General features: G+C 62.2%; 19 protein-coding genes. 10 read left to right on the plus strand and 9 right to left on the minus strand.

The window, feature by feature from the left end; translation table 11 throughout:
- The first annotated feature begins 4 nt into the window (after nucleotides 1-4).
- The 4 genes from M2400_RS29915 (at nucleotide 5) to M2400_RS29930 (ending at nucleotide 4,072) form a co-directional block, all read left to right on the plus strand.
- A complete protein-coding gene (locus tag M2400_RS29915) occupies nucleotides 5-1,093 on the plus strand; it encodes a polyamine ABC transporter substrate-binding protein (RefSeq protein WP_177045901.1) in 1,089 nt (362 codons plus the stop codon).
- Nucleotides 1,090-2,385, plus strand: coding sequence for an FAD-binding oxidoreductase (locus tag M2400_RS29920; RefSeq protein ID WP_259201024.1), 1,296 nt, complete (start codon nucleotides 1,090-1,092; stop codon nucleotides 2,383-2,385). Before M2400_RS29915 ends, M2400_RS29920 begins: the two co-directional genes overlap by 4 nt.
- A 110-nt stretch (nucleotides 2,386-2,495) precedes the next feature.
- Nucleotides 2,496-3,188, plus strand: a complete 693-nt coding sequence (locus M2400_RS29925; RefSeq protein WP_259201023.1) for a hypothetical protein — start codon at nucleotides 2,496-2,498, stop codon at nucleotides 3,186-3,188.
- Nucleotides 3,185-4,072 carry an EamA family transporter gene (locus tag M2400_RS29930; protein WP_177116112.1) on the plus strand — a complete coding sequence of 296 codons (888 nt, stop codon included), beginning with the start codon at nucleotides 3,185-3,187 and terminating at the stop codon, nucleotides 4,070-4,072. Before M2400_RS29925 ends, M2400_RS29930 begins: the two co-directional genes overlap by 4 nt.
- 108 nt (nucleotides 4,073-4,180) lie before the next feature.
- On the opposite strand, the gene M2400_RS29935 is transcribed toward M2400_RS29930, so the two are convergent.
- From M2400_RS29935 to M2400_RS29965, 7 genes are read right to left on the minus strand one after another with little or no spacing between them, the layout of a single operon-like run.
- Nucleotides 4,181-5,212, minus strand: a complete 1,032-nt coding sequence (locus M2400_RS29935) for an ABC transporter substrate-binding protein (RefSeq protein ID WP_177045909.1) — start codon at nucleotides 5,210-5,212, stop codon at nucleotides 4,181-4,183.
- Nucleotides 5,213-5,229: 17 nt separating this feature from the next.
- Complete coding sequence (locus M2400_RS29940) at nucleotides 5,230-6,333, minus strand: FAD-binding oxidoreductase (RefSeq protein WP_177045911.1); 1,104 nt, start codon at nucleotides 6,331-6,333, stop codon at nucleotides 5,230-5,232.
- Entirely contained in the window at nucleotides 6,330-7,673 is a 1,344-nt protein-coding gene (locus M2400_RS29945) for an NAD(P)/FAD-dependent oxidoreductase (protein ID WP_259201022.1), read from the minus strand. Before M2400_RS29945 ends, M2400_RS29940 begins: the two co-directional genes overlap by 4 nt.
- Nucleotides 7,670-7,960, minus strand: a complete 291-nt coding sequence (locus tag M2400_RS29950) for a (2Fe-2S)-binding protein (protein ID WP_177080005.1) — start codon at nucleotides 7,958-7,960, stop codon at nucleotides 7,670-7,672. Before M2400_RS29950 ends, M2400_RS29945 begins: the two co-directional genes overlap by 4 nt.
- Complete coding sequence (locus M2400_RS29955) at nucleotides 7,960-8,754, minus strand: ABC transporter permease (RefSeq protein ID WP_010175265.1); 795 nt, start codon at nucleotides 8,752-8,754, stop codon at nucleotides 7,960-7,962. Before M2400_RS29955 ends, M2400_RS29950 begins: the two co-directional genes overlap by 1 nt.
- 4 nt (nucleotides 8,755-8,758) lie before the next feature.
- On the minus strand, nucleotides 8,759-9,604 hold the full coding sequence (locus tag M2400_RS29960) for an ABC transporter permease (RefSeq protein ID WP_177045915.1): 846 nt from the start codon (nucleotides 9,602-9,604) through the stop codon (nucleotides 8,759-8,761).
- Nucleotides 9,601-10,629 (minus strand): ABC transporter ATP-binding protein, encoded by a 1,029-nt coding sequence (locus M2400_RS29965; protein WP_259201020.1) that lies wholly within the window; start codon nucleotides 10,627-10,629, stop codon nucleotides 9,601-9,603. The genes M2400_RS29960 and M2400_RS29965 overlap by 4 nt, the downstream gene beginning before the upstream one ends.
- 242 nt (nucleotides 10,630-10,871) lie before the next feature.
- Here M2400_RS29965 and M2400_RS29970 point away from each other — a divergent pair, with 242 nt between their 5' ends.
- Nucleotides 10,872-11,702, plus strand: a complete 831-nt coding sequence (locus M2400_RS29970; protein ID WP_177045919.1) for an IclR family transcriptional regulator — start codon at nucleotides 10,872-10,874, stop codon at nucleotides 11,700-11,702.
- Nucleotides 11,703-12,058: 356 nt separating this feature from the next.
- Here M2400_RS29970 and M2400_RS29975 read toward each other — a convergent pair whose 3' ends face one another.
- A complete protein-coding gene (locus M2400_RS29975) occupies nucleotides 12,059-12,757 on the minus strand; it encodes a response regulator (RefSeq protein ID WP_177045921.1) in 699 nt (232 codons plus the stop codon).
- Nucleotides 12,732-16,118 carry an ATP-binding protein gene (locus tag M2400_RS29980; RefSeq protein WP_177045923.1) on the minus strand — a complete coding sequence of 1,129 codons (3,387 nt, stop codon included), beginning with the start codon at nucleotides 16,116-16,118 and terminating at the stop codon, nucleotides 12,732-12,734. Before M2400_RS29980 ends, M2400_RS29975 begins: the two co-directional genes overlap by 26 nt.
- Nucleotides 16,119-16,451: 333 nt before the next feature.
- On the opposite strand from M2400_RS29980, the gene urtA reads away from it, so the two are divergent.
- From urtA to urtE, 5 genes are all read left to right on the plus strand, one after another.
- Entirely contained in the window at nucleotides 16,452-17,660 is a 1,209-nt protein-coding gene (gene urtA / locus M2400_RS29985) for an urea ABC transporter substrate-binding protein (RefSeq protein ID WP_017475234.1), read from the plus strand.
- A gap of 192 nt (nucleotides 17,661-17,852) precedes the next feature.
- A complete protein-coding gene (urtB, locus tag M2400_RS29990; protein ID WP_177010127.1) occupies nucleotides 17,853-18,770 on the plus strand; it encodes an urea ABC transporter permease subunit UrtB in 918 nt (305 codons plus the stop codon).
- Nucleotides 18,771-18,780: 10 nt separating this feature from the next.
- Nucleotides 18,781-19,944 (plus strand): urea ABC transporter permease subunit UrtC, encoded by a 1,164-nt coding sequence (gene urtC / locus M2400_RS29995; protein ID WP_177045925.1) that lies wholly within the window; start codon nucleotides 18,781-18,783, stop codon nucleotides 19,942-19,944.
- Nucleotides 19,941-20,699, plus strand: a complete 759-nt coding sequence (gene urtD, locus M2400_RS30000) for an urea ABC transporter ATP-binding protein UrtD (RefSeq protein WP_259201016.1) — start codon at nucleotides 19,941-19,943, stop codon at nucleotides 20,697-20,699. Before urtC ends, urtD begins: the two co-directional genes overlap by 4 nt.
- Nucleotides 20,700-20,709: 10 nt before the next feature.
- The gene (gene urtE / locus M2400_RS30005) at nucleotides 20,710-21,399 is read left to right on the plus strand and encodes an urea ABC transporter ATP-binding subunit UrtE (protein ID WP_008430563.1); all 690 of its coding nucleotides are present in this window, start codon (nucleotides 20,710-20,712) and stop codon (nucleotides 21,397-21,399) included.
- Nucleotides 21,400-21,630 lie beyond the last annotated feature (231 nt).

Consider the following 21,630-nt stretch of genomic DNA (forward strand, 5'->3'; position numbering starts at 1 on the left):
CGATATGCGTCTGGTGAAAAAGCTTCTCCCGCTGGCCTTGGCGGCGTTGTTCAGCAGCGCGGGCCATGCCGCGCAGACGGTCAGTGTGTACAACTGGACGGACTACATCGGTGAGACCACCTTGGCCGACTTCCAGGCCAAGACCGGGATCAAGGTGATCTACGACGTGTTCGACTCCAACGAGACCCTGGAAGGCAAACTGCTCGCCGGGCGCACCGGCTATGACGTGGTGGTGCCGTCCAACCACTTCCTGGCACGCCAGGTCAAGGCCGGCGCGTTCCTGAAACTCGACCGCTCGCAACTGCCCAACTACAAGAACCTCGACCCCAAGCTGCTCAAGCTGCTGGAGAAAAACGACCCGGGCAACGCGCACTCGGTGCCGTACCTGTGGGGTACCAACGGCATCGGCTACAACGTGGACAAGGTCAAGCAGGTGCTGGGCATCGACCATATCGACTCGTGGGCCGTGCTGTTTGAACCCGAGAACATCAAGAAGCTGCACGAGTGCGGCGTAGCGTTCCTCGACTCGGCGGATGAACTGTTCCCGGCGATCCTCAACTACATGGGCAAGGACCCCCGCAGCGAGAATCCCGAAGACTACAAACAGGCCGAAGCCAAGCTGCTGACCCTGCGGCCGTACATCACCTATTTCCATTCCTCAAAGTACATCTCGGACCTGGCCAACGGTGATATCTGCGTGGCGTTCGGGTATTCCGGCGACGTGTTCCAGGCGGCCAACCGCGCCAAGGAAGCCAAGAACGGCGTGAACATCGCCTACTCGATCCCCAAGGAAGGCAGCAACCTGTGGTTCGACCTGCTGGCCATCCCGGCAGACGCCGCCAACCCGAAAGAGGCTCACGCCTTTATCAACTACCTGCTGGACCCTGAAGTGATCGCCAAGGTCAGCGCCAGCGTCGGCTACGCCAACCCGAACCCGGCGGCCAAGGCTTTCATGGCGCCGGAGTTGGTGAACAACCCCGAGATCTACCCGTCCCAGGAAGTGCTCGACAAACTCTACATTTCCACCACCCCGACGCCTGCCGTCATGCGCTTGATGACGCGGTCCTGGAGCAAAGTGAAGACCAACAAATGAACCGTTCCCCGTCCGAGCACGCCCGTTCCTATTACCTGGCTTCGGCCAACGCCATGCCACAGCGACCCGCGCTGGGGGCCGACCTGACGGCCGATGTGTGTGTGATCGGTGGTGGCTTCACCGGGGTCAACACCGCCATCGAACTGGCCCAGCGTGGCCTGTCGGTGATCCTGTTGGAGGCCCGGCGGATTGGCTGGGGCGCCAGCGGGCGCAATGGCGGGCAGTTGATTCGCGGGATTGGGCATGACGTATCGGGGTTTGCCAAATACGTAGGCGAGGAGGGCGTGCGTTACCTGCAACAGGCCGGGATTGATTCGGTGGCGCTGGTGGGCGAGCGGGTTCGCGAGCATGGCATCGATTGCGACCTGCGCTGGGGGTTTGCTGAACTGGCCAACACTGCGGCGCAGTTCGCTGCGTTTCAGGGTGAACTGGAGAGCCTGGCTGCCTTGGGCTATACGCCCGAAACTCGGTTGGTGGCGCCACAGGATATGGCGCAGGTGGTGGGTTCCGGATTGTATGCGGGCGGATTGGTGGACATGGGGTCCGGGCATTTGCACCCGTTGAACCTGGTGCTGGGGGAGGCCGCTGTAGCCGAATCCCTCGGTGTGCGGGTTTTTGAAAACAGTCCGGTGCTGGAATTGATCCACGGCGACACGGTGCAGGTGCGTTGCGCCTCCGGCACCGTGCGCGCCGACAGCCTGGTGCTGGCGTGCAATGCACACCTGGACGAACTGGAGCCGAAGCTGAGCGGCAAGGTGCTCCCGGCGGGGAGCTACATCATCGCGACCGAGCCGCTGCCGGCTGAGCTGGCCAGCCAGTTGATCCCGCAGAACCTGGCACTGTGTGACCAGAAAGTCGGGCTGGATTACTACCGGCTTTCAGCCGACCGACGCTTGTTGTTTGGTGGCGCCTGTCATTATTCGGGGCGTGATCCGGCAGACATCGCCGCGTACATGCGGCCGAAGATGCTCAAGGTTTTTCCGCAACTGGCTAATACCGCGGTTGAGTTTCAGTGGGGCGGGAAGATCGGCATTACCGCCAACCGTTTCCCCCAGGTGGGGCGGTTGAAGCAGCACCCGAATGTGTTCTATGCCCAGGGCTATTCGGGGCATGGGTTGAACGTGACCCACTGGTGCGCGCGGCTGCTGGCGGAAGGGATTCATGCCGGTCAGAGCCGGGGCCTGGACATTTTCAGTCAGGTGCCGCATATGACCTTTCCGGGTGGCAAGGCGTTGCGTTCGCCGCTGCTGGCGTTGGGAATGTTGTGGTATCGGGTGCGGGAGATGCTTTGATCCCGACCATATTTCATCCTGCATTTCAACTGGCCGTACGGTCAGTTACCCCGCCTGAAACGTTTGAGTAGATTCCTCCCCGCTGCATTTTCAATCCAGGGAGGAAAAAAATGTTCAACGTCAACCAGCATCGCCACGACTACTTCTACAACCTCGCCACCGTCATCGACGACCTGATCCCCGAAGACCTGTGTGATGCGCTCGGCGCGCGGGTCAACAGCATCATCGAGGAACAAGGCGTCGACCTGGTCAGGCACCAGAGCCTGGGCACCGATGCGGTGTCGGACCTGGGCGGTGAATACAACCACCATATCTTCAAGGGCGACGACATTCGCTGGTACCTGCCGGAACTGACCGCGATCTACCACAGCCTGGTGCCGCTGATCAGCCTGGTCACCCATACCGATGTGGTGGTGTCGCCGTATCCGCTTTCCGACATCAACATCAAGGCCTATCCACCGGGCGGCGGCACATTGGGGCTGCATTACGACACCAACGGCATCACCGTGTTGCTGTTCCTCACCACCAACCAGGAAGCACCGCTGCGCATGCAGATCGATCGTTCCCATCCGAGCAAGAAGGAGCCCTGGACCGAGCACCGGAATATCTTCGCCAAAAAAGGCTCGCTGCTGATCATGCAAGGCCGCAAGACCCTGCACGACAGCGAGCCGACGCTGACCGAGCAAAAACTCTCGGTGGTGTACAACTACTACGAGCGCCACGACACCTACCGCCACGAAGACTTCGACAATTTCGTCTACTACGGCATCCAGCCCAAGGCCCTGGAGTCGAAGCCGGCATGAAGATGAGCAAGCTGGATTTATTGGCCGGGGTGCTGGTGACGGTGATCTGGGGGGCCAACTTTTCGGTGATCGGCCTGGGGCTGCAATCCCTGGACCCGTTTTTACTGACGTTGTTGCGCTTCACGTTCTGCGCGATCCCGCTGGTGTTCTTTATTCGCAGGCCGCGCGGCGTGTCGTACTGCACGCTGGCCACTTACGGTGTGCTGTTCGGCGCCGGGCTCTGGGGCGTGGTGAACATTGCGATGTACAACGGGCTGTCGGCGGGGATGTCCTCGGTGTTCCTGCAGTTCAGCGCATTTTTCACCATCGTGCTGAGCGGGTTGTTCCTCAATGAGTCGATCAACCGGGTGCACATGGCCGGGATGGCGTTCGCGGTGGCGGGGTTGCTGTTGATCCTGTACCTGTCTAACAAGACCTCGACCACGCTGGGCATTGTGCTGGTGCTGCTGGCGGCGGTCGCGTGGTCGGTGTGCAACCTGATCGTCAAGGTGAAAAAGCCCGCAGACATGATCGCCTTTATCGTCTGGTCCAGCCTGTTTTCGTTGCCGGTGCTGTTGCTGATGACGTTGTGGTTTGAGGGGCTCAGGCCGTTTGAAAACCTGCTGGAGGACTTCACGTGGGGGGCGGGATTCTCGATCTTCTTCCAGTGCTACATCACCACGATTGGCGGTTACCTGGTGTGGAACAACCTGATGAAAAAATACCCGGCGTCGATGGTCGCACCGTTGTCGCTGATCGTGCCGGTGTCGGGGATTCTGGCGTCGTGGCTGTTTTTTGATGAGCGCTTGAGCCTGGGGCAGTTTCTCGCGATTGGGTTGGTGTTTGTGGGGATTGCGATCTTCGTGAATTCGGCGAAGATCGCTGTGGGATTAGCCAGGCGTTAGCAACAGGCCTGCTTTTCTGTGGGAGCTGGCTTGCCTGCGATGGCATCCACTCGGTGTGTCTGAAGGACCGAGTTGTTTGCATCGCAGGCAAGCCAGCTCCCACATTCCTTACCGCTCGATCGACCGACTCCACCGCGCATTCCACTCTGGCCGCGCCTGGTTCACCTGGTCCCAGTCAATCGAAATCGCCGTCTGCAGATAGCTGTTCATCGCTTCAACCCGGGCTCGGGTTTTGTCGGTAGTCGGCGTAGTAGGGTTGGACGGAATCTGATCCCCCAACTCCAAAGCCGGCGCCTGCGCTTCAGCGGTCAACAAAAACTGCGCGAGTTTCTGCGCCAACTCCGGCTGGTCATTACGCGCAATCACACACTCCGCCACGTTCAACACCACCGCCCCTTCCTTCGGCTGCGCATACTCCATCGGTACACCCAGCAACTGCTGCGTGGTCACCTGCGTCGGCGTCAGCGGGAAGATCGCCGCCTCATCCGTCTGCACCATCTCGGAGATCTTCGCCGAGCTGGCGATGTATTCCAGCACGTTGGGCCCGATGGTTTTTGGCCACGCCTTGAACCCAGGCTCCACGTTGGTTTCGCTGCCGCCCTGGATCCGGTTGAACATCAGGAACCCATGCAGCCCGAAGGTGGAGGAGGCCAGGGACTGGAACACCACCTTATCCTTGAAGCGCGGGTCGGCCAGGTCCATCCATGACGTCGGTGCCGCCCAGCCTTTTTCCTTGAACATCTTGGCGTTGTAGCCCAGGCCGGTGACGCCGAGGGTTACGGCAACCGCCTCTTCCTTGATTTTCGCCTTGGCCGGAATCTGGTCCAGCGTCGGGTTAGGCGTGAGCTTCTCGCACAGGCCCATGGAGATGGCGCGGTACATGATGCCGTCGTCGAGGAACATCACGTGCATCTGCGGGTTGTCTTTGTTGGCCTGCACCTTGGCGAGGATGTCCGACGAGGTGCCCGGCACGATCACCACTTTCACGTTATTGGCCTTCTCGAACGCGGGCAGCACCTTGTCGGCGTAGACCCGTTCCATGGTGCCGCCGTTCATGCCCAGGTACAGCGTCGGTGCGGCGTGGGCCGCTGTGCTTAACAGGGCGAGGGACAGGCAAGACAGCGCAGTACGTTTGATCATGTGCATAAATCTTCCTCTCAGACTTGGAAACGACGGATGGAAAACGCTTCGATGGGTTGCCGGCTGGCCCCCGTGCAGACGATTTCTGCCAGGGCTTCACCGACCGCAGGGCCGAGCTGGAACCCGGCGCCGGCAAAGCCGAAACCGTGGAGCAGGCCGGGTTGGGTGCTGCTGTCGCCGATCACTGGTTCGTGGTCGGGCAGATAACCTTCGGTGCCGCTCCAGGTGCGAATCGCCTGGGCACCCTTGAGGAACGGATACAACTCGCCGGCGTTGCGCAAAATCTCCAGCACTGCTGCTTGCCCCGGGCGCGCTTGTTGCGGGCCCAGGGCAAAGCCGCGACCGCCACCGAGGATGCAGTTACCCCGGGCGACTTGCCGCGCATAAATCCCGCCGCCTTCGACCCCGGTGCTGACGTCCATCACCACCGGCAATGGCTCGGTCACCAGCATCGCCGGGTGCGCCGAGGTCATCGGCACCGGCTCGCCAAACTGCGCGGCCACGGTGCCGGCCCAGGCGCCGGCGCAGTTCAGCAGCCACGGAGCTTGCAGCTGCAAACCATTGGCACAGCGCAACTGAAACCGCTGGCCGTCATGTTCAAGGTGGGTCACTTCGGTTTGCTCCATCACCCGGGCGCCGTGGCGTTGCGCGGCGCGGGCAAAGGCGGGGGAGACCAGGCGGGGATTGGCGTGACCGTCTTCGGGACATAACGAAGCGCCGACCGCCACATCGCCCACCCACGGGAAGCGGGCGCGCAGTTGAGCGTGATCCAGCATCTGCAGCCCCAGCCCAAAGCCCCGGGTGGCGTCGGCGTAAGCCTGCAACGCGGCCAGGTCGTCGTGACTGCGGGCCAGTTTCAAATGCCCGGAGCGCACATATTCGCCGTCGATCCCGATCAGCCCCGGCAGGTCGGACCACAGCTCATGGGAGCGTTGCGACAACGGCAATTGATGCAAGGGGCGACCCTGGCGGCGCACGCCGCCATAGTTCACGCCGCTGGAGTGGGAGCCGCAAAAGTCGCGCTCCACCAGCACCACACGCCGGCCTTTTTGCGCCAGCATCAAGGCTGCCGAGGCGCCGACAATCCCGCCGCCCAATACGATCACTTCGCTGTCGATCATGGCTGCACCTCCACGCCAAACGGCAACGGCTTGATCGGTGCCTGGCCACGCAGGCGGCCAACGTTTTCAATACTGCGGCCACTGCGCTCGGCAATGATTTCCGCCGCGGCCAAACCACACATCCGGCCCTGGCAACGGCCCATGCCCACCCGGCAATGGGCCTTGACCCGGTTCACTTCCCAATGGCCTTCATCCACCACCGCGCGCACCTCGCCGACGCTGACTTCTTCACAGCGGCACAGGATCAATTCATCCGGGGCTTTGGCCGCCCAGTTTTCCGGGAACGGGAAGGCGGTTTCCAGGCCGTGGCGAAAGCGCTGGATACCTGCCAGTTGCTGCTCAAGAGCGGGCCCGCGACGCTGATCGATGGCGACGCCGGTGTCTTCCAGCAATGCCAACGCCGCGCGCTCACCCGCCATCTGTGCCGCATCGGCGCCCATGATTCCAGCGCCGTCGCCCGCCAAATACACGCCCGCGACACTGCTACGCCCGGCGCTGTCACGCTGGGGCAACCAGGCACGGTTCAATGCGCTCCAGGCAAACTCACATCCGAGCAAATCCGCCAGTTGGGTCTCGCTGCGCAGGGCATGGGCGAAGGCCACGGCGTCACAGGCGATGCGCTGCTGTTCCCAGTGGATACCCGTGACCCGCTGCTCACCGTCGATGTGCGACAGCGTTGCCCCTTGATGCACCGGGATGCCATGGGCCGTGAGCCAGGCGCGGTAATACAGACCCTTGGCCAGGGTCGCCGGCTGGCCGAGCAGCGCCGGCAACGCACGGCATTGCGCGCTGAACGGTGCGCTGTCGAGCACCGCCACCACCTTGGCCCCGGCCTTGGCGTACTGATACGCCACCAGGTACAGCAACGGCCCGCTGCCGCAAAACGCCACACGCTCACCGATGGCGCAGCCTTGGTACTTCAGCGCGATTTGCGCAGCGCCCAGGCTGTATACGCCGGGCAGCGTCCAGCCCGGCACCGGCAGGATACGGTCGGTAGCGCCGGTGGCGACGATGATCTGCGCGTACTCGAGGCTTTCGGCGTGGCCGTTGTTGAGCATGTCCAGGCGGCCGTTTTCGGCGTTCCACACCAGGGTTTCCGGGCGGTAGTCGATCAGGGTTGCCAGCTCGTCCATGGTGCGATGCAGTGCCGTCGCCTTGCCCGCTTCAAACCCATATAACTGCTTGGGCGAGCGCTGGAAATTTGCCGGTTGGCGCCGATAAATCTGCCCGCCGCCGCGCAGGCTTTCGTCCACCAGCACCGGGGTTACGCCATGGTCCAGCAAGGTCCGTGCTGCGGTAATGCCCGCCGGGCCTGCGCCCACTATCACCACGTTCTTCATGCCTGGCGCCCCGGATCACGGCGAATCGCCTGGCCGTCTTCCAGCAGGGTCGAGCAGGCGCGTACGCGGCGCCCGTCCTCCAGCCGCACCCAGCAATCCTGGCAGGCGCCCATCAGGCAGAACCCGGCTCGGCGCTCGGCGCTGAAGTCGCTGCCCCGCAGGTGTTCGGCGCAGGTCAGTACGGCGGTGAGCAAGGTGTCGCCGAGCAGGCCCGTGGCGGGCTGCCCGTCGAGGGTGAATGCCAGGGTTGGCCGATTCGTCTCGGCCAGTCGCTTGAACAGAGCCATCAATGTTTCCCTACCAGCACGCGGTCCAGGCCGTAGACCCGGTCCAGCAAGATCATCGCCGCCGCCGTCAACGCAATCACCAGCGCCGACACGGCCGCCATCATCGGGTCGATGGATTCGGTGGCGTACACGTACATGCGCACCGGCAAGGTCTGGGTGGCCGGCGAGCTGACGAAAATCGACAAGGTGACCTCATCGAAACTGTTGATGAACGCCAGCAACCAGCCGCCGGCAACGCCGGGCAGAATCATCGGCAGGGTGATCTGGCGAAACAGGGTGAAGCGGCTGGCCCCGAGGGATTCGGCGGCCTGCTCGGCGCTGCGGTCGATACCGATGGCGGCGGCCAATACCAGGCGCAACACGTACGGCGTGATGATCACCACGTGGGCCAGCATCAGCCAGGTGAAACTGCCGTTGACGCCCATCATTGCGAACAGCCGCAGCATCGCCACCCCCAGCACCAGGTGCGGGATGATGATGGGCGAGAGGAACAGCGCACTGAAGAAGTTGCGGCCGGGGAACTGGTAGCGACTGATCGCCAGCGCCGCCGGTACCGCAATCAAGGTCGCCAGGGTGGCGGCGACGAAGGCCAGGACCAGGCTGTTATAGAACGCCTGGATAAAGTCGGCGCGCTCGAACACCGCGTGAAACCAGCGCAGGGAGAAGCCCGAGGTGGGCAGGCTCAAGGTGTTCTCCGGGGTGAACGCCACCAGGCACACCACCACCAGCGGCGCCATCATGAACAGCACCACCAGGCCGTGAAAGCCCAGGGCCAAAGGACCGTTTCTGGACATCGTCTTATACTCCCAGGGACTTTTTGTAGCGGCCTTCGACCATGCGGTTCCAGCTCAGCATGATCAGCAGATTGACCAACAGCAGCACCACCGCGATGGTCGCGCCCATGGGCCAGTTGAGTTCCGAGAGGTATTGGTCGTAGACCACTGTGGCAACCATCTTCAGCCGGCGCCCGCCCAGCAGGCCGGGGATCGCGAAGGAGCTGGCGGCCAGGCCGAACACGATCAGGGTGCCGGACAGCACGCCGGGCATGACCTGCGGCAACACGATCTTGCGCATCACCGTGGCCTGGCTGGCACCCAGGGACAGCGCCGCCTGTTCCGCCGACGGGTCGAGCTTTTGCAGGGAAGTCCACACCGGGATGATCATGAACGGCAGCATCACGTGCACCAGCGCGATGATCACCGCGAACGAGGTGTACAGCAGCTTCACCGGCTTGCCGCCGAGGGCCTGGATCACCTGGTTCACCAGGCCATCGGCACCCAGCAGCAGGCTCCAGCCGAACGCCCGCACCACCACTGAAATCAGCAGCGGGGTGAGGATCAGGATCAGGAAGATCGAGCGCCACGGCGTGCCCATGCGGCTGAGGATATAGGCCTCGGGCACCCCGATCACCACGCACAGCAAGGTCACCAGGGCGCTGATCCAGAAGGTGCGCCAGAAGATTTCGTAGAAGTACGAATCGCTGAACAGCGACAGGTAATGGGCGAAGGTCCACTCATCGGCCTTCACCCCGACCTGGTAATCGAACACGTTGAACGACAGCACCAGCGTCAGGCCCAGGGGCAGAATCAGCAGCCCAAAAAACAGCAGCAGCGCCGGCAACGACAACAGGTAGCCACGGCTCATGGATGCACCTCATCGGCCGCCAGCACCCGCAGCAGGTTCGACTCCCAATCCAGGCCCACCGCCGCGCCGCAACCCAGCGGCGCGCTGCCGTCGTTGCGCCGCACCACGGTCAACTCGCCGATCTCGGTGTTGATGCGGTACAGCCATTGGCTGCCGAAGAAATAGCTGTCGAGAATCTTGCCTTGCAGGCGACCGCTACCGGCGGCCACCAGATCGATCTTTTCCGGGCGCAGGCTCAGGGTCAGCTCGCCGTTGCCGGGCGCGAAGCGCACTTGCGGCGCGCCGAGTTGATCGAAGTCGCCTGTCAGCAGATTGGCCTTGCCGACAAAGTCGGAGATAAACCGCGTGCGCGGGTGTTCGTAGAGTTTGTACGGCGCGTCGATCTGCGTGACGCGCCCGGCCTGCATCACCACCACCCGGTCGCTGATGGACAGCGCTTCGGCCTGGTCGTGGGTGACCATCAAGGTGGTGATCCCGACTTCGCACTGGATGCGGCGGATTTCGAACTGCATCTCCTCGCGCAGGTTGGCGTCGAGGTTCGACAGCGGCTCGTCCAGCAGCAACACCGGCGGCTCGATCACCAGGGCGCGGGCCAGGGCTACGCGCTGGCGCTGGCCGCCGGAGAGTTCCCGCGGGTAGCGCGCGGCGTGGGGCGCCAGGCGTACCAGTTCCAGCACGGTCTTGACGCGGCTGGCGATCTCGCTGGCGGGCACTTTGCGCATCTTCAAGCCGAAGGCCACGTTGTCGGCCACGCTCATGTGGGGGAAGAGGGCGTAGCTCTGGAACACCACGCCCAGGCCACGGCTGGCGGGTTTGGCGTGGGTGATGTCGCGACCGTCGAGGAGGATCTGGCCACTGGTGACGTCGACGAAGCCGGCGATCATTTGCAAGGTGGTGGTCTTGCCACAGCCCGAGGGGCCGAGCAGGGACACGAATTCGCCTTTTTCCACCGCAAGATCAGTGGCGACCACCGCGTCGACGGCGCCGTAGCGTTTGCTCAAGGCGTTGAGTTGGAGAAAAGCCATGTCTGCGTTCCACCTTTTTTGAGTCGCGTCGAAACGCGCTTTTTTGTTTTGGGCAGATGCGAAAAGGGTGTTGCGGGTGCGTTGGCGCTCGATCTTGAGTCGGCTGCCGTTAGTTGTTCATTTCGCCCCTGTGGACGCAGATTAGGGCGAAAGACTAGGATGGCGGAAGATGGAATTTCACTGGATAGAGTACTTTTTTCAGTTTCATTCACTGATCAGAATTTGGTGTGAGATATCGGCTTATGGATTCCACTGAGCGGAATGAAAGTGTCAAAGAAGTCGGCGCCGGTGGCGTCTCACGCTTGTTCGCGCTGCTGCGCATCCTGGGGGCGGCGCCGGACGGTGGGGAGCGGGTGACGCAACTGGCGCAGCAGGTGGGGTTATCGCAACCCACCACTCACCGCTTGCTGCGCAGCCTGATGGACGAGGGCATGGTGGAGCAGGATGCGCGCAGCAAGCGTTATCGGCTGAGCCTGGAGTTCTTTGCGCTGGCAGCGAATGCGGGGAACACCGGCAACCTGCGGGACCTGGTGCGCCCGAGCATGTTGCGCCTCAGTGCGTCGTTGGGGGATTCGTTGTTCCTGCTGGCGCGTAGCGGGTTTGATGCGATCTGCCTGGACCGCAGTGAAGGGCCGTATCCGATCCGTACGTTTACGGGGGACATTGGCGGGCGCGTGGCCTTGGGCGTGGGGCAGGGCAGTTTGGCGATTTTGGCGTTCCTGCCGGAGGAGGAGCGCGAGACGGTGATTCGCTACAACTTGCCGCGGCTCAAGGATTTTCACCTGTACGACGAGGTGTTTTTGCGTTCGGAGGTGGAGAGTGTGCGGCGGTTGGGGTATGCGGCGCGTAATACCGGGGTGCTGGAGGGCATGGCCGGGTTGGCGGTGCCGATTCTGGATCGCAATGGGCATGCGGTGGCGGCGTTGAGTGTGGCGACTATCAGCGACCGGTTGGGGCCGGGGCGGTTGCCCACGGTGGTGGAGTTGTTGAAGCGTGAGGCGGCGGCGATCGGGCCGAGGATTAATCCGTTTGATCCGACGTTGCGGCGGCCTTCGCAGATCTTTGGTGGGTAGCTGAGATTAAATGGGGGGCTGAGTACATATCCGTTCCTGCGGTAACGGTTGCTTAGGGTTTCGCTCTTGGGGCAGTCAGATCAAGATCAAAATCAACAGCACGGCGGCCTGAAAGCCGACCTGAGTGTTAAAAGCAAGATCCAGAGCGAAAGCAGAGCTGCTTTTCTGTGGGAGCTGGCTTGCCTGCGATGCAGACAACTCGATACATCAGATACACCGAGGCGATGCCATCGCAGGCAAGCCAGCTCCCACAGTTGACCGTGCCCGCTGTAAGAGCGGAACCAATAGTGGCCGTTACCTAAATAATGGATATGTACTCAGCCCAGCACACCCCAACAGAGCCCTCAGCTCCCACCTTAGAGAGCCGCCATCGTTTGAGAACGCGTCGGACTCATCGCCGCCATCGCCACCGAAGTCGCCGCCGTGCGCGTCTCCACCCCCAACTTCACATACACATGCTCCAGGTGCTTGTTCACCGTCCTCGGGCTCAGTCCAAGAATGTCGCCAATATCCCGATTGGTCTTGCCACACGCCACCCAGCGCAGCACTTCCACTTCCCGTTCCGTCAGATGAAACCGCGCCGACAACAGCTTATGCGCCGGCTCATCCTCAAGGGTGATCACACTAGGCTGCGTCGCCGCCCGCGCCGACAACAAAATCCGCGATGTGCGCAAATGCGCCGCCACCCGCGCCAGCACTTCGTCGGTCTGGATCGGCTTGGTCACGTAATCACTGCCACCCACCTCAAACCCCTGCACCACATGCTTGCTGTCGGTCAGCCCGGTCATGAACACCACCGGAATGTCCGCACTGGCCGGTTGCGCCTTGAGCCGGCGGCAGGTTTCAAAACCGTCCAGCCCAGGCATCACCGCATCCAGCAGGATCAAATCCGGGCGCCGGCGTTGTACGCGGTTCAGGGCGCTGAGGCCGTCCAGCGCCACCAGCACCATGTAGCCGGCGTCGTCCAGGGCGTCGGAGAGCATCGCCAGGTTGTCCGGGGTGTCGTCCACAATCAGCACCACGCCGGGCTCAGCGCTGCGGGTCAAGGCATTCATCTTCGGCCTCCTTCAGGATTCGGTTGAGTTCTTCCAGGCGAAAGCTTTTCAGCAGCGCCCGGAGCTTGTTGATGAATGGCGCGGTGCCTGGGCTTTGCAGCAGGATCGCGTCGAGTTTTTCATGCAGGCCACGCACGTAGCCGATGGCGCTCAGTTCGGCGAGCACGGCGAGGTCTTCGGCGTTGGGCAGCACGCCCGGTGTGGCGACCGGCGCGGCAATCGGTGTGCGGCGGCGCAGCCATTGCAAATCCAGGTGCAGTTGCAGGCGCCCGAGCAATTCCGGGGTGCGCACCGGCTTGGCCAGGTAGTCGTTGCAGGCGCCGGCAATGCTGCGTTCACGGTCGTCGGTGAAGGCATTGGCCGAGATCACAATGATCGGCGCGGTGGACAGCGCGTTGCGCCGGATCATCCGGCTGGTGGCCCAGCCGTCCATGGTGGGCATCGACAGGTCCATCAGGATCAGGTCCGGCGACAGCAGCGCCACCTGGCGGATCGCTTCCTGGCCGTTGCTGGCCTGGGACACCTCGAAACCCAAAGGCGTGAGCATGCCGCTGAGTACCTTGCGATGGTCCACGTGGTCATCCACCACCAGGATGCGCCGCCGTTCGCCGTGGTAGCCGATGATGTCGTGCTCCACATGCACCACCGCCTGCGGCACCCGGACCTGGGACAGGAACAGCCGCACCTGGAAGCAGGTGCCCTTGTCCAGTTCGCTGACCACCCGCAATTCGCCGCCCATCAGCGAGGTAAGCATGCGCGTGATGGTCAGGCCGAGGCCCACGCCCTTGTCCTGGCGCATCAGGTCGCCGCGTTCGAACGGCTGGAAAATCCGCTCGATCTGCTCGGGGTCGATCCCGATGCCGGTGTCGATAATCTCGAAGTTGGCGGTCTCGCGCATGTAGCTGACCCGCAGGCGCACCTCGCCGCTGTCGGTGAAGTTGATCGCATTGCCCAGCAGGTTGATCAGGATCTGCCGCACACGCTTTTCATCACCGCGCACCACGGCGGGGATCTTGCCCACGCAGTCCAGGCGAAAGCGCAGGCCCTTGTCTTCGGCCTGGGGGGTGAACATTTGCTCCAGGTCGTGGATCAGCTCCGGGAAGGGAATTTCGGTGAGTTCCAGGCGCAACTTGCCGGCCTCGATCTTGGCCACGTCCAGCAGGCCGTCGATCAGCGACAGCAGGTGCGAACCGCTGCGCAGGATGGTCGCCAGGGCGTCCTGGTGCTGCTCGGGCATGGCGCTGTCGCGCTGCAGAATCTGGGTGAAGCCGAGGATGCTGTTAAGCGGTGTGCGCAGCTCGTGGGACAGCCCGGTGACGTAGCGACTCTTGGCCGCGTTCGCCGCTTCCGAGGCCTCCTTGGCCTGTTGCAGGGCCTGGTCGGTGAGGCTGTGGGCGGCGATCTCCTGCATCAGCAGCGAGGTTTGCCGGTCGGACTCTTCCTGGGCGACGCGGCGGCTTTCACGGGTGAGCACCACCCACCAGGCGAGCACGGCAGCCAGCACCGAGAGCGTGAGGAAGGCCTTGAAGAACGCCTGGTACAAGGTTTGCGAATGGGGCAAGCCCTGGGCCGCCTGCGTGTAGATCAGGGCCAGGGCGCCGGCGAGCATCAGTACCAGCGCCAGTAACAAGCCGAGGTAGTGCGCCAGCCGGGTATGCAGGCGCGGCACCAGCGTGGTCGGCAGCAACCAGCGCAATACGCCTTCGAACTGGCTGGCCAGGCGGGCGTGGGGTTTGCAGCGGTCGCCGCAGCGCGCGTCCAGGGAACAACAGAGCGAGCAGATTGGCGTGCTGTAGGCCGGGCAGAACGCCATGTCGGCGGTTTCAAACGGGTTGCTGCACAGCCCGCAGATCACCAGGCCGGTGCCGGGTTGCGGGTGAATCAACTGCGCCTCGCTGCTGCGCGCAATGTAGTAGCGGCCCTTGGTCAGCCACGCCAGCAGCGGCGCCATGACCAGCGCGGTGCCCAGCGCGACAAACGGCGGCGCCGCCTGGGACAGGGCGCCGAACAGGCCGAAGTGGGCGAGGATCGACAGCAGCGAGGCGATCAGCATCGAGCCGACGCCCACCGGGTTGATGTCGTAGAGGTGCGCGCGCTTGAACTCGATATGTTTGGGCGACAGGCCCAGGGGCTTGTTGATCACCAGGTCCGCCACCAGGGTGCCGATCCAGGCAATCGCGATGTTGGCGTAGAGCCCCAGCACCTGCTCGATCACATCGAACACCCCCAGCTCCATCAGCATCAGCGCGATGGCCACGTTGAACACCAGCCACACCACGCGGCCGGGGTGGCTGTGGGTCACGCGGGCGAAGAAGTTCGACCAGGCCAGGGAGCCGGCGTAGGCGTTGGTCAGGTTGATCTTCATCTGCGAGATGAACACGAACAGCACCATCGCTCCCAAGGCCCATTCGGGGGAGGAGAACACATAGCCGAACGCGACGAGGTACATCTGGGTCGGCTCGGCGGCGCGCTCCATGGGGATTTCATGTTGCAGGGCGAGGAAGGCCAGGAACGCTCCGGCAAACATCTTCAGGGCGCCCGGCACGATCCAGCCGGGCCCGGCGCATAACAGCGCGGCCCACCAGCGCTTGCGGTTGGCCGCGGTTTTTTCCGGGAGGAAGCGCAGGTAGTCCACCTGTTCGCCGATCTGCGTGACCAGCGACAGCGCCACGGTGCAGGCGGCGCAGAACGACAGCAGGTTGAAGTCGCCACCGTCGCTGCTGCGGCCGACAAAGCTGGTCCAGTCGCTGAAGGCCTCGGGGTTTTTCCACAGTACGAAGCCGTAAGGCAGCACCAGCAGCACCAGCCACAGCGGTTGGGTCCAGAGTTGCAGGCGGCTGATCAGGGTCACCCCGTACGCCACCAGCGGGATCACCAGCAGCGAGCAGATCACATAGGCGATGGCCAGCGGGATATGGAAATACAACTCCAGGGCCAGGGCCATGATCGCCGCTTCGAGGGCGAAGAACAGGAAGGTGAAGCTGGCGTAGATCAGCGAGGTGATGGTGGAGCCGATATAGCCGAAGCCTGCGCCGCGGGTCAGCAGGTCCATGTCCACGCCATAGCGGGCGGCGTAGTAGCTGATGGGCAGGCCGGTGAGGAAGATCACCAGGCTGATGGCGAGGATCGCCCAGAAGGTGTTGGTGAAGCCGTAGCTCAAGGCCAATACGCCGCCGATGGCTTCCAGCGCGAGGAACGACACGGCGCCGAGGGCGGTGTTGGCGATGCGCAGTTCCGACCATTTGCGGAAGGATTTGGGGGTGTAGCGCAGGGCGTAGTCTTCCATGGTCTCGTCGGCGACCCAGGAATTGTAGTCGCGGCGGATCTTGACGATGCGCTGGGTGCCGGGGAGGGGATGCACGGTGGGTGGCTCCAGGAAGTGGGCAATGTGGGTCAGCAAGTTCCGTGCCCCGATTCAAAATGTGGGAGCTGGCTTGTGTGTGAGCCGGGCTTGCCCGCGATGCAGGCACCTCGGTGTACCTGAAGAACCGAGTTGTCTGCATCGCGGGCAAGCCCGGCTCCCACAGAAAGCCAGCTCCTGCATTGATCGGTAGTGTTTGGGCGGGCGGGATCCTGCTCGAAAATGGTGCGCAACGGCATACGTCAAATGACGTACTCCGTTACGTCAGGCTGCGTATACCCGCCGTGGCCACCTGCCGCCATGCTGAACCCCTCATTGCAGAGGAGTCGCCCCATGGAATCACGATTGATCCGCTCCAAACCGTTGTTGGCGTTATCACTGCTGGCGGCCAGTCTGTTCAGCCATGGCGTCATGGCCGATAACGAAGGCCTGGCGGTGACGCCGACCGAAGTCACCGTCGGCCAGTTGCATTCGGCCACCGGCACCATGGCGATTTCCGAAACCGGTTCGATCCAGGCCGAACGCCTGGCCATCGAACAGATCAACGCTTCGGGCGGGATCCTCGGCCGGCAGATCAAGGTGATCCAGGAAGACGGCGCGTCCGACTGGCCGACCTTCGCCGAAAAGGCCAAGAAGCTGCTGGTCAACGACAAGGTGGCCGCCGTGTTCGGCTGCTGGACCTCCGCTTCACGCAAAGCCGTGTTGCCGATCTTCGAGAAAGAAAACGGCCTGCTCTACTACCCGACCTTCTATGAAGGCCTGGAACAGTCGAAAAACGTGATCTACACAGGGCAAGAAGCCACCCAGCAAATCCTCGCCAGCCTCGACTGGATCGCCAAGACCAAGGGCGCCAAAACCTTCTACCTGGTGGGCTCGGACTACATCTGGCCGCGCACCTCGATGAAGATCGCGCGCAAGCACATTGAAAACGTTCTGCACGGTACCGTGGTCGGCGAAGACTACTACCCGCTGGGCAACACCCAGTTCGGTTCGCTGATCAACAAGGTCAAGCTGAAAAAACCGGACGTGGTGTTCGCGGCAGTGGTGGGCGGCTCCAACGTGGCCTTCTACAAACAACTCAACGCGGCGGGTGTGAACTCGTCCAAGCAAACCCTGTTGACCCTGTCGGTGACCGAAGACGAACTGCTGGGCATCGGCGGCGAAAACATGGCCGGCTTCTACGCCTCGATGAAGTACTTCCAGAGCCTCGACAACCCGAACAACAAAGCCTTCGTGGAAGCGTTCAAGGCCAAGTACGGCAAGGACGCAGTCATCGGCGACGTGACCCAGGCGGCCTACCTCGGCCCATGGTTGTGGAAAGCGGCGGTGGAGAAGGCCGGCAGTTTCGACGTGGATAAAGTTGTCGCCGCGTCCCCAGGCATCGAGCTGAAAAACGCGCCTGAAGGCTACGTGAAGATCCACGAAAACCATCACCTGTGGAGCAAGTCGCGTATCGGTGAAGTGCAGCCAAACGGGCAGTTCAAGGTGATCTACGAGTCGGATCTGATCGAGCCGAATCCGTTCCCGAAAGGCTACCAATAACCTCGGGTCTGGCATTGAACCAAAGGCTGGAACTGTTTTTGTGTGGGAGCTGGCTTGCCTGCGATGCAGGCGACTCGGTTGTTCAGTTGTACCGAGGGGATGCCATCGCAGGCAAGCCAGCTCCCACATAAAACACAAGCAAAAGCAGATCGCATTTTTCATCCTTCACCTCCCGCTCAGGAGACCATCATCATGGAATGGCTATCGGAATTTGGAGCCATCGCGGCGATGCAGGGGTTCAACGGCTTGTCCGTGTTCTGCGTGCTGTTGCTGATGGCATTGGGACTGGCAATCATCTTCGGCCAGATGGGCGTGATCAACATGGCCCACGGTGAATTCCTGACCATTGGCGCCTACACCACCTACGTCTGTTCCAGCCTCACCGCGCACTTCGCGCCGAGCTTCCAGCCGTATTACTTTTTCGTTGCCATTGCCCTGTCATTCCTCGTCGCCGGTGCGGTTGGCTGGCTGGTGGAATGGGCGATGATCAGCCGCTTGTACAAGCGCCCCCTGGACACCTTGCTCGCCACCTGGGGCTTGTCCCTGGTAATGCAGCAAACCTTCCGCTCGGTGTTCGGCGCCCGTGAAGTGAGCGCCGAACCGCCGGCCTGGCTGATGGGTTCGGTGAACCTCAGCGACGCCATCGAGATCCCGCGCAACGGCCTGTTCATGATGGGCCTGACCGTGCTGCTGACCGGTGCGATCTTCGTCATGCTCTACCGCTCGCGCTGGGGCCTGCAGGTGCGCGCCACCGTGCAAAACCGCCTGATGAGCCGCGCGGTGGGCATCAATACGCGCAAGGTCGACCGCATGACCTTCGCCCTCGGCTGCGGCGTGGCGGGCGTGGCCGGTGCGGCGTTCACCACCATCGGCTCCACCGGGCCCACCGCCGGTTCGCAGTACATCGTCGATACCTTCCTGGTGGTGGTGTTCGGCGGCGCGCAGAGCCTGTTCGGCACCATTGCCTCGGCGTTCGTGATCGCCCAGACCCAATCGCTGTCGGAGTTTTTCCTCAGCGGCTCGATGGCCAAGGTGCTGACGCTGTCGTCGGTAATCCTGATCCTGATGCTGCGCCCGCAAGGGTTGTTCTCCATCAAAGTGCGCAAGTAGAGGCGAACCGATGAAGGCTTTAGACAAGCTGCTGGGCGGCCAGCAAAACCTGATCGGCATCGTGCTGCTCGCGTTGTTGATCCTCGTGGTGTTCCCGCTGACCCTGGATGCCTTCCGGCTGAACATGGTCGGCAAGTACCTGACCTACGCGTTCGTCGCGGTGGGCCTGGTGCTGTGCTGGGGTTATGGCGGGATTCTAAGCCTGGGGCAGGGCGTATTTTTCGGCGTCGGCGGCTACTGCATGGCGATGTTCCTGAAGCTGGAAGCGTCGGACCCGATCAGCACCAAGATCCAATCCACACCGGGCATTCCGGACTTTATGGACTGGAACCAGATCACCGAACTGCCGTGGCTCTGGCAGCCGTTCCACAGTTTCACCTTCACCTTGTTCGCGGTGATTGCCGTGCCGGTGCTGCTGGCGTTCATCATCGGCATGGCGCTGTTCAAGCGGCGGGTGGGCGATGTGTATTTCTCCATCGTCACCCAGGCGATTGCGCTGATCCTCACGGTGTTGATCGTTGGCCAGCAGGGCCTCACCGGTGGCGTCAACGGCATCACCGACCTCAAGACCCTGCTGGGCTGGGACCTGCGCGGTGACGGCGCGAAGATGATCCTGTACTTCATCAATGCCGGCCTGCTGTTCGGCTGCATTTTCATTGGCCGCTTTATCCTCGCCTCGAAGCTCGGCCGGCTGTTGATGGCCATGCGCGACAAAGAAGAGCGGGTGCGGTTTTCCGGGTATGACGTGGCCAGTTTCAAGATCTTCGTGTTTTGTGTGGCGGCGGCGTTCTCGGCGATTGGCGGCGCGATGTTTGCCTTGCAGGTGGGCTTTATGTCGCCGTCGTTCGTGGGCATCGTGCCGTCCATCGAGATGGTGATCTTTGCCGCGGTGGGCGGGCGCATGTCGCTGCTGGGGGCGGTATATGGGGCGTTGCTGGTGAACTACGGCAAGACCTACTTTTCCGAATCCTTCCCGGAGCTATGGCTGTACCTGATGGGCGGGCTGTTTATCGCCGTGGTCATGTACTTCCCCAACGGCCTGGCCGGGTTGTGGGACAGCCATGGTCGCCAGGCCCTGGCCAAGGTGTTGCGTCGTACGCCGGTGGTGAAAGCCGCCGAGCCTGAGCAGAACAAGCCCAAGGCTGAAGCCAAGATCCTGGAGACACAGCCATGACTGCCGTCGGTTTTGAAATGAAAAAACCGGTGTTGGCCATCGAAGGCCTCACCGTGTCATTCGACGGCTTCAAGGCGGTCGACAACCTCAACCTGTATATCGACCGCAATGAAGTGCGGGTGGTGATCGGCCCCAACGGCGCCGGCAAAACCACGGTGCTGGATTTGATCTGCGGCAAGACCCGCGCCACCAGCGGCAGCATCCAGTTCGACGGGCAGGAACTGACCAAGATGCGCGAATACAACATCGTGCGGGCTGGCGTGGGGCGCAAGTTCCAGAACCCGTCGATCTACGAGAACCTCACGGTGTTTGAAAACCTTGAGATGTCGTACCCGGCCGGGCGCAAGGTGTGGGGCGCGCTGTTTTTCAAGCGCAACGCCCAGGTGATTGCGCGGGTCGAGGAAGTGGCGCGGGAAATCTTCCTCGGCGATTTGTTGCAGCAGCAGGCGGATCTGCTGTCCCACGGGCAAAAGCAGTGGCTGGAGATTGGCATGCTGCTGATGCAAGACCCGGAGTTGCTGATGCTCGATGAGCCGGTGGCCGGGATGAGTGTCAACGAGCGGATGCAAACTGCCGAGTTGCTCAAGCGCATCAGCCAGGGGCGCTCGGTGCTGGTGATCGAGCATGACATGGAGTTCGTCAAGAGCATCGCCCATAAGGTCACGGTGCTGCACCAGGGCAAGGTGCTGGCCGAGGGCAGCATGGAGTCGGTGCAGAGCAATCCGAAAGTCATTGAAGTGTATTTGGGCCACTGAGGAGTCGGGCATGTTCAAGATCGACAAACTGTCGTGCGGGTACGGGCAGAGCCAGATTCTTCACGACCTGGAGCTGGATGTGGCGAAGCGTGAGATCGTCGCGGTGATGGGGCGTAACGGGATGGGTAAGACCACGCTGTTCAAGAGCCTGATGGGTATTCTGCCGCAGTGGCAGGGGCAGGTGAGTGTGGATGGGCATGATGTGTCTGCGCTGGAAACCCATGAGCGGGTGGAGCGGGGGATTGCCTATGTGCCCCAGGGGCGGATGATTTTTCCCAGCATGAGTGTGTTGGAGAATATTCAGACCGGGTTGCCGGCGGCGGCCCGGGGTAGGGTGCCTGAAGATTTGTATGCGTTGTTTCCGGTGCTGTATGACATGCGTTCGCGTAAGGGGGGCAATTTGTCGGGGGGGCAGCAACAGCAGTTGGCGATTGCCCGGGCGTTGGCGACTAATCCGAAGGTGTTGTTGCTGGATGAGCCGACTGAGGGGATTCAGCCTTCGATCATCAAGGATATTGCTCGTACGCTTAAGGAGATTCGCAATTTGCGGGATTTGACGATTGTTGTTTCTGAGCAGGTGTTGTCGTTTACGCTGGAGATTGCTGATCGGTTTTTGGTGATTGAGAAGGGGAGGTTTGTGATTGAGGAAACTCGGGATCGGGTGGATGAGGCGACTATCAGTCGGTATTTGTCGGTTTGATCTGGCGGGGTACATATCCGTTATTTAGGTAACGGCTACTTATGGTTTCGCTCTTACAGCGAGTCACTTTGCAAAAGCGGCAAAGTAACCAAAACGCTCTGCCCCGCCTGTCGGCGCCTCGCTTAGGCTCGGCGTCCCCTCACTCCGGCATTGCTCCGCGGGCCGCCGCGACGGGGCGTCCCTGCCCCGTCGCGGCTAAACCGGCGTCCTGCCGGTTTACCCGCTCCTCAA

This window comes from Pseudomonas sp. BIGb0558 (assembly GCF_024807515.1).
GTDB lineage: Bacteria > Pseudomonadota > Gammaproteobacteria > Pseudomonadales > Pseudomonadaceae > Aquipseudomonas > Aquipseudomonas yamanorum_A.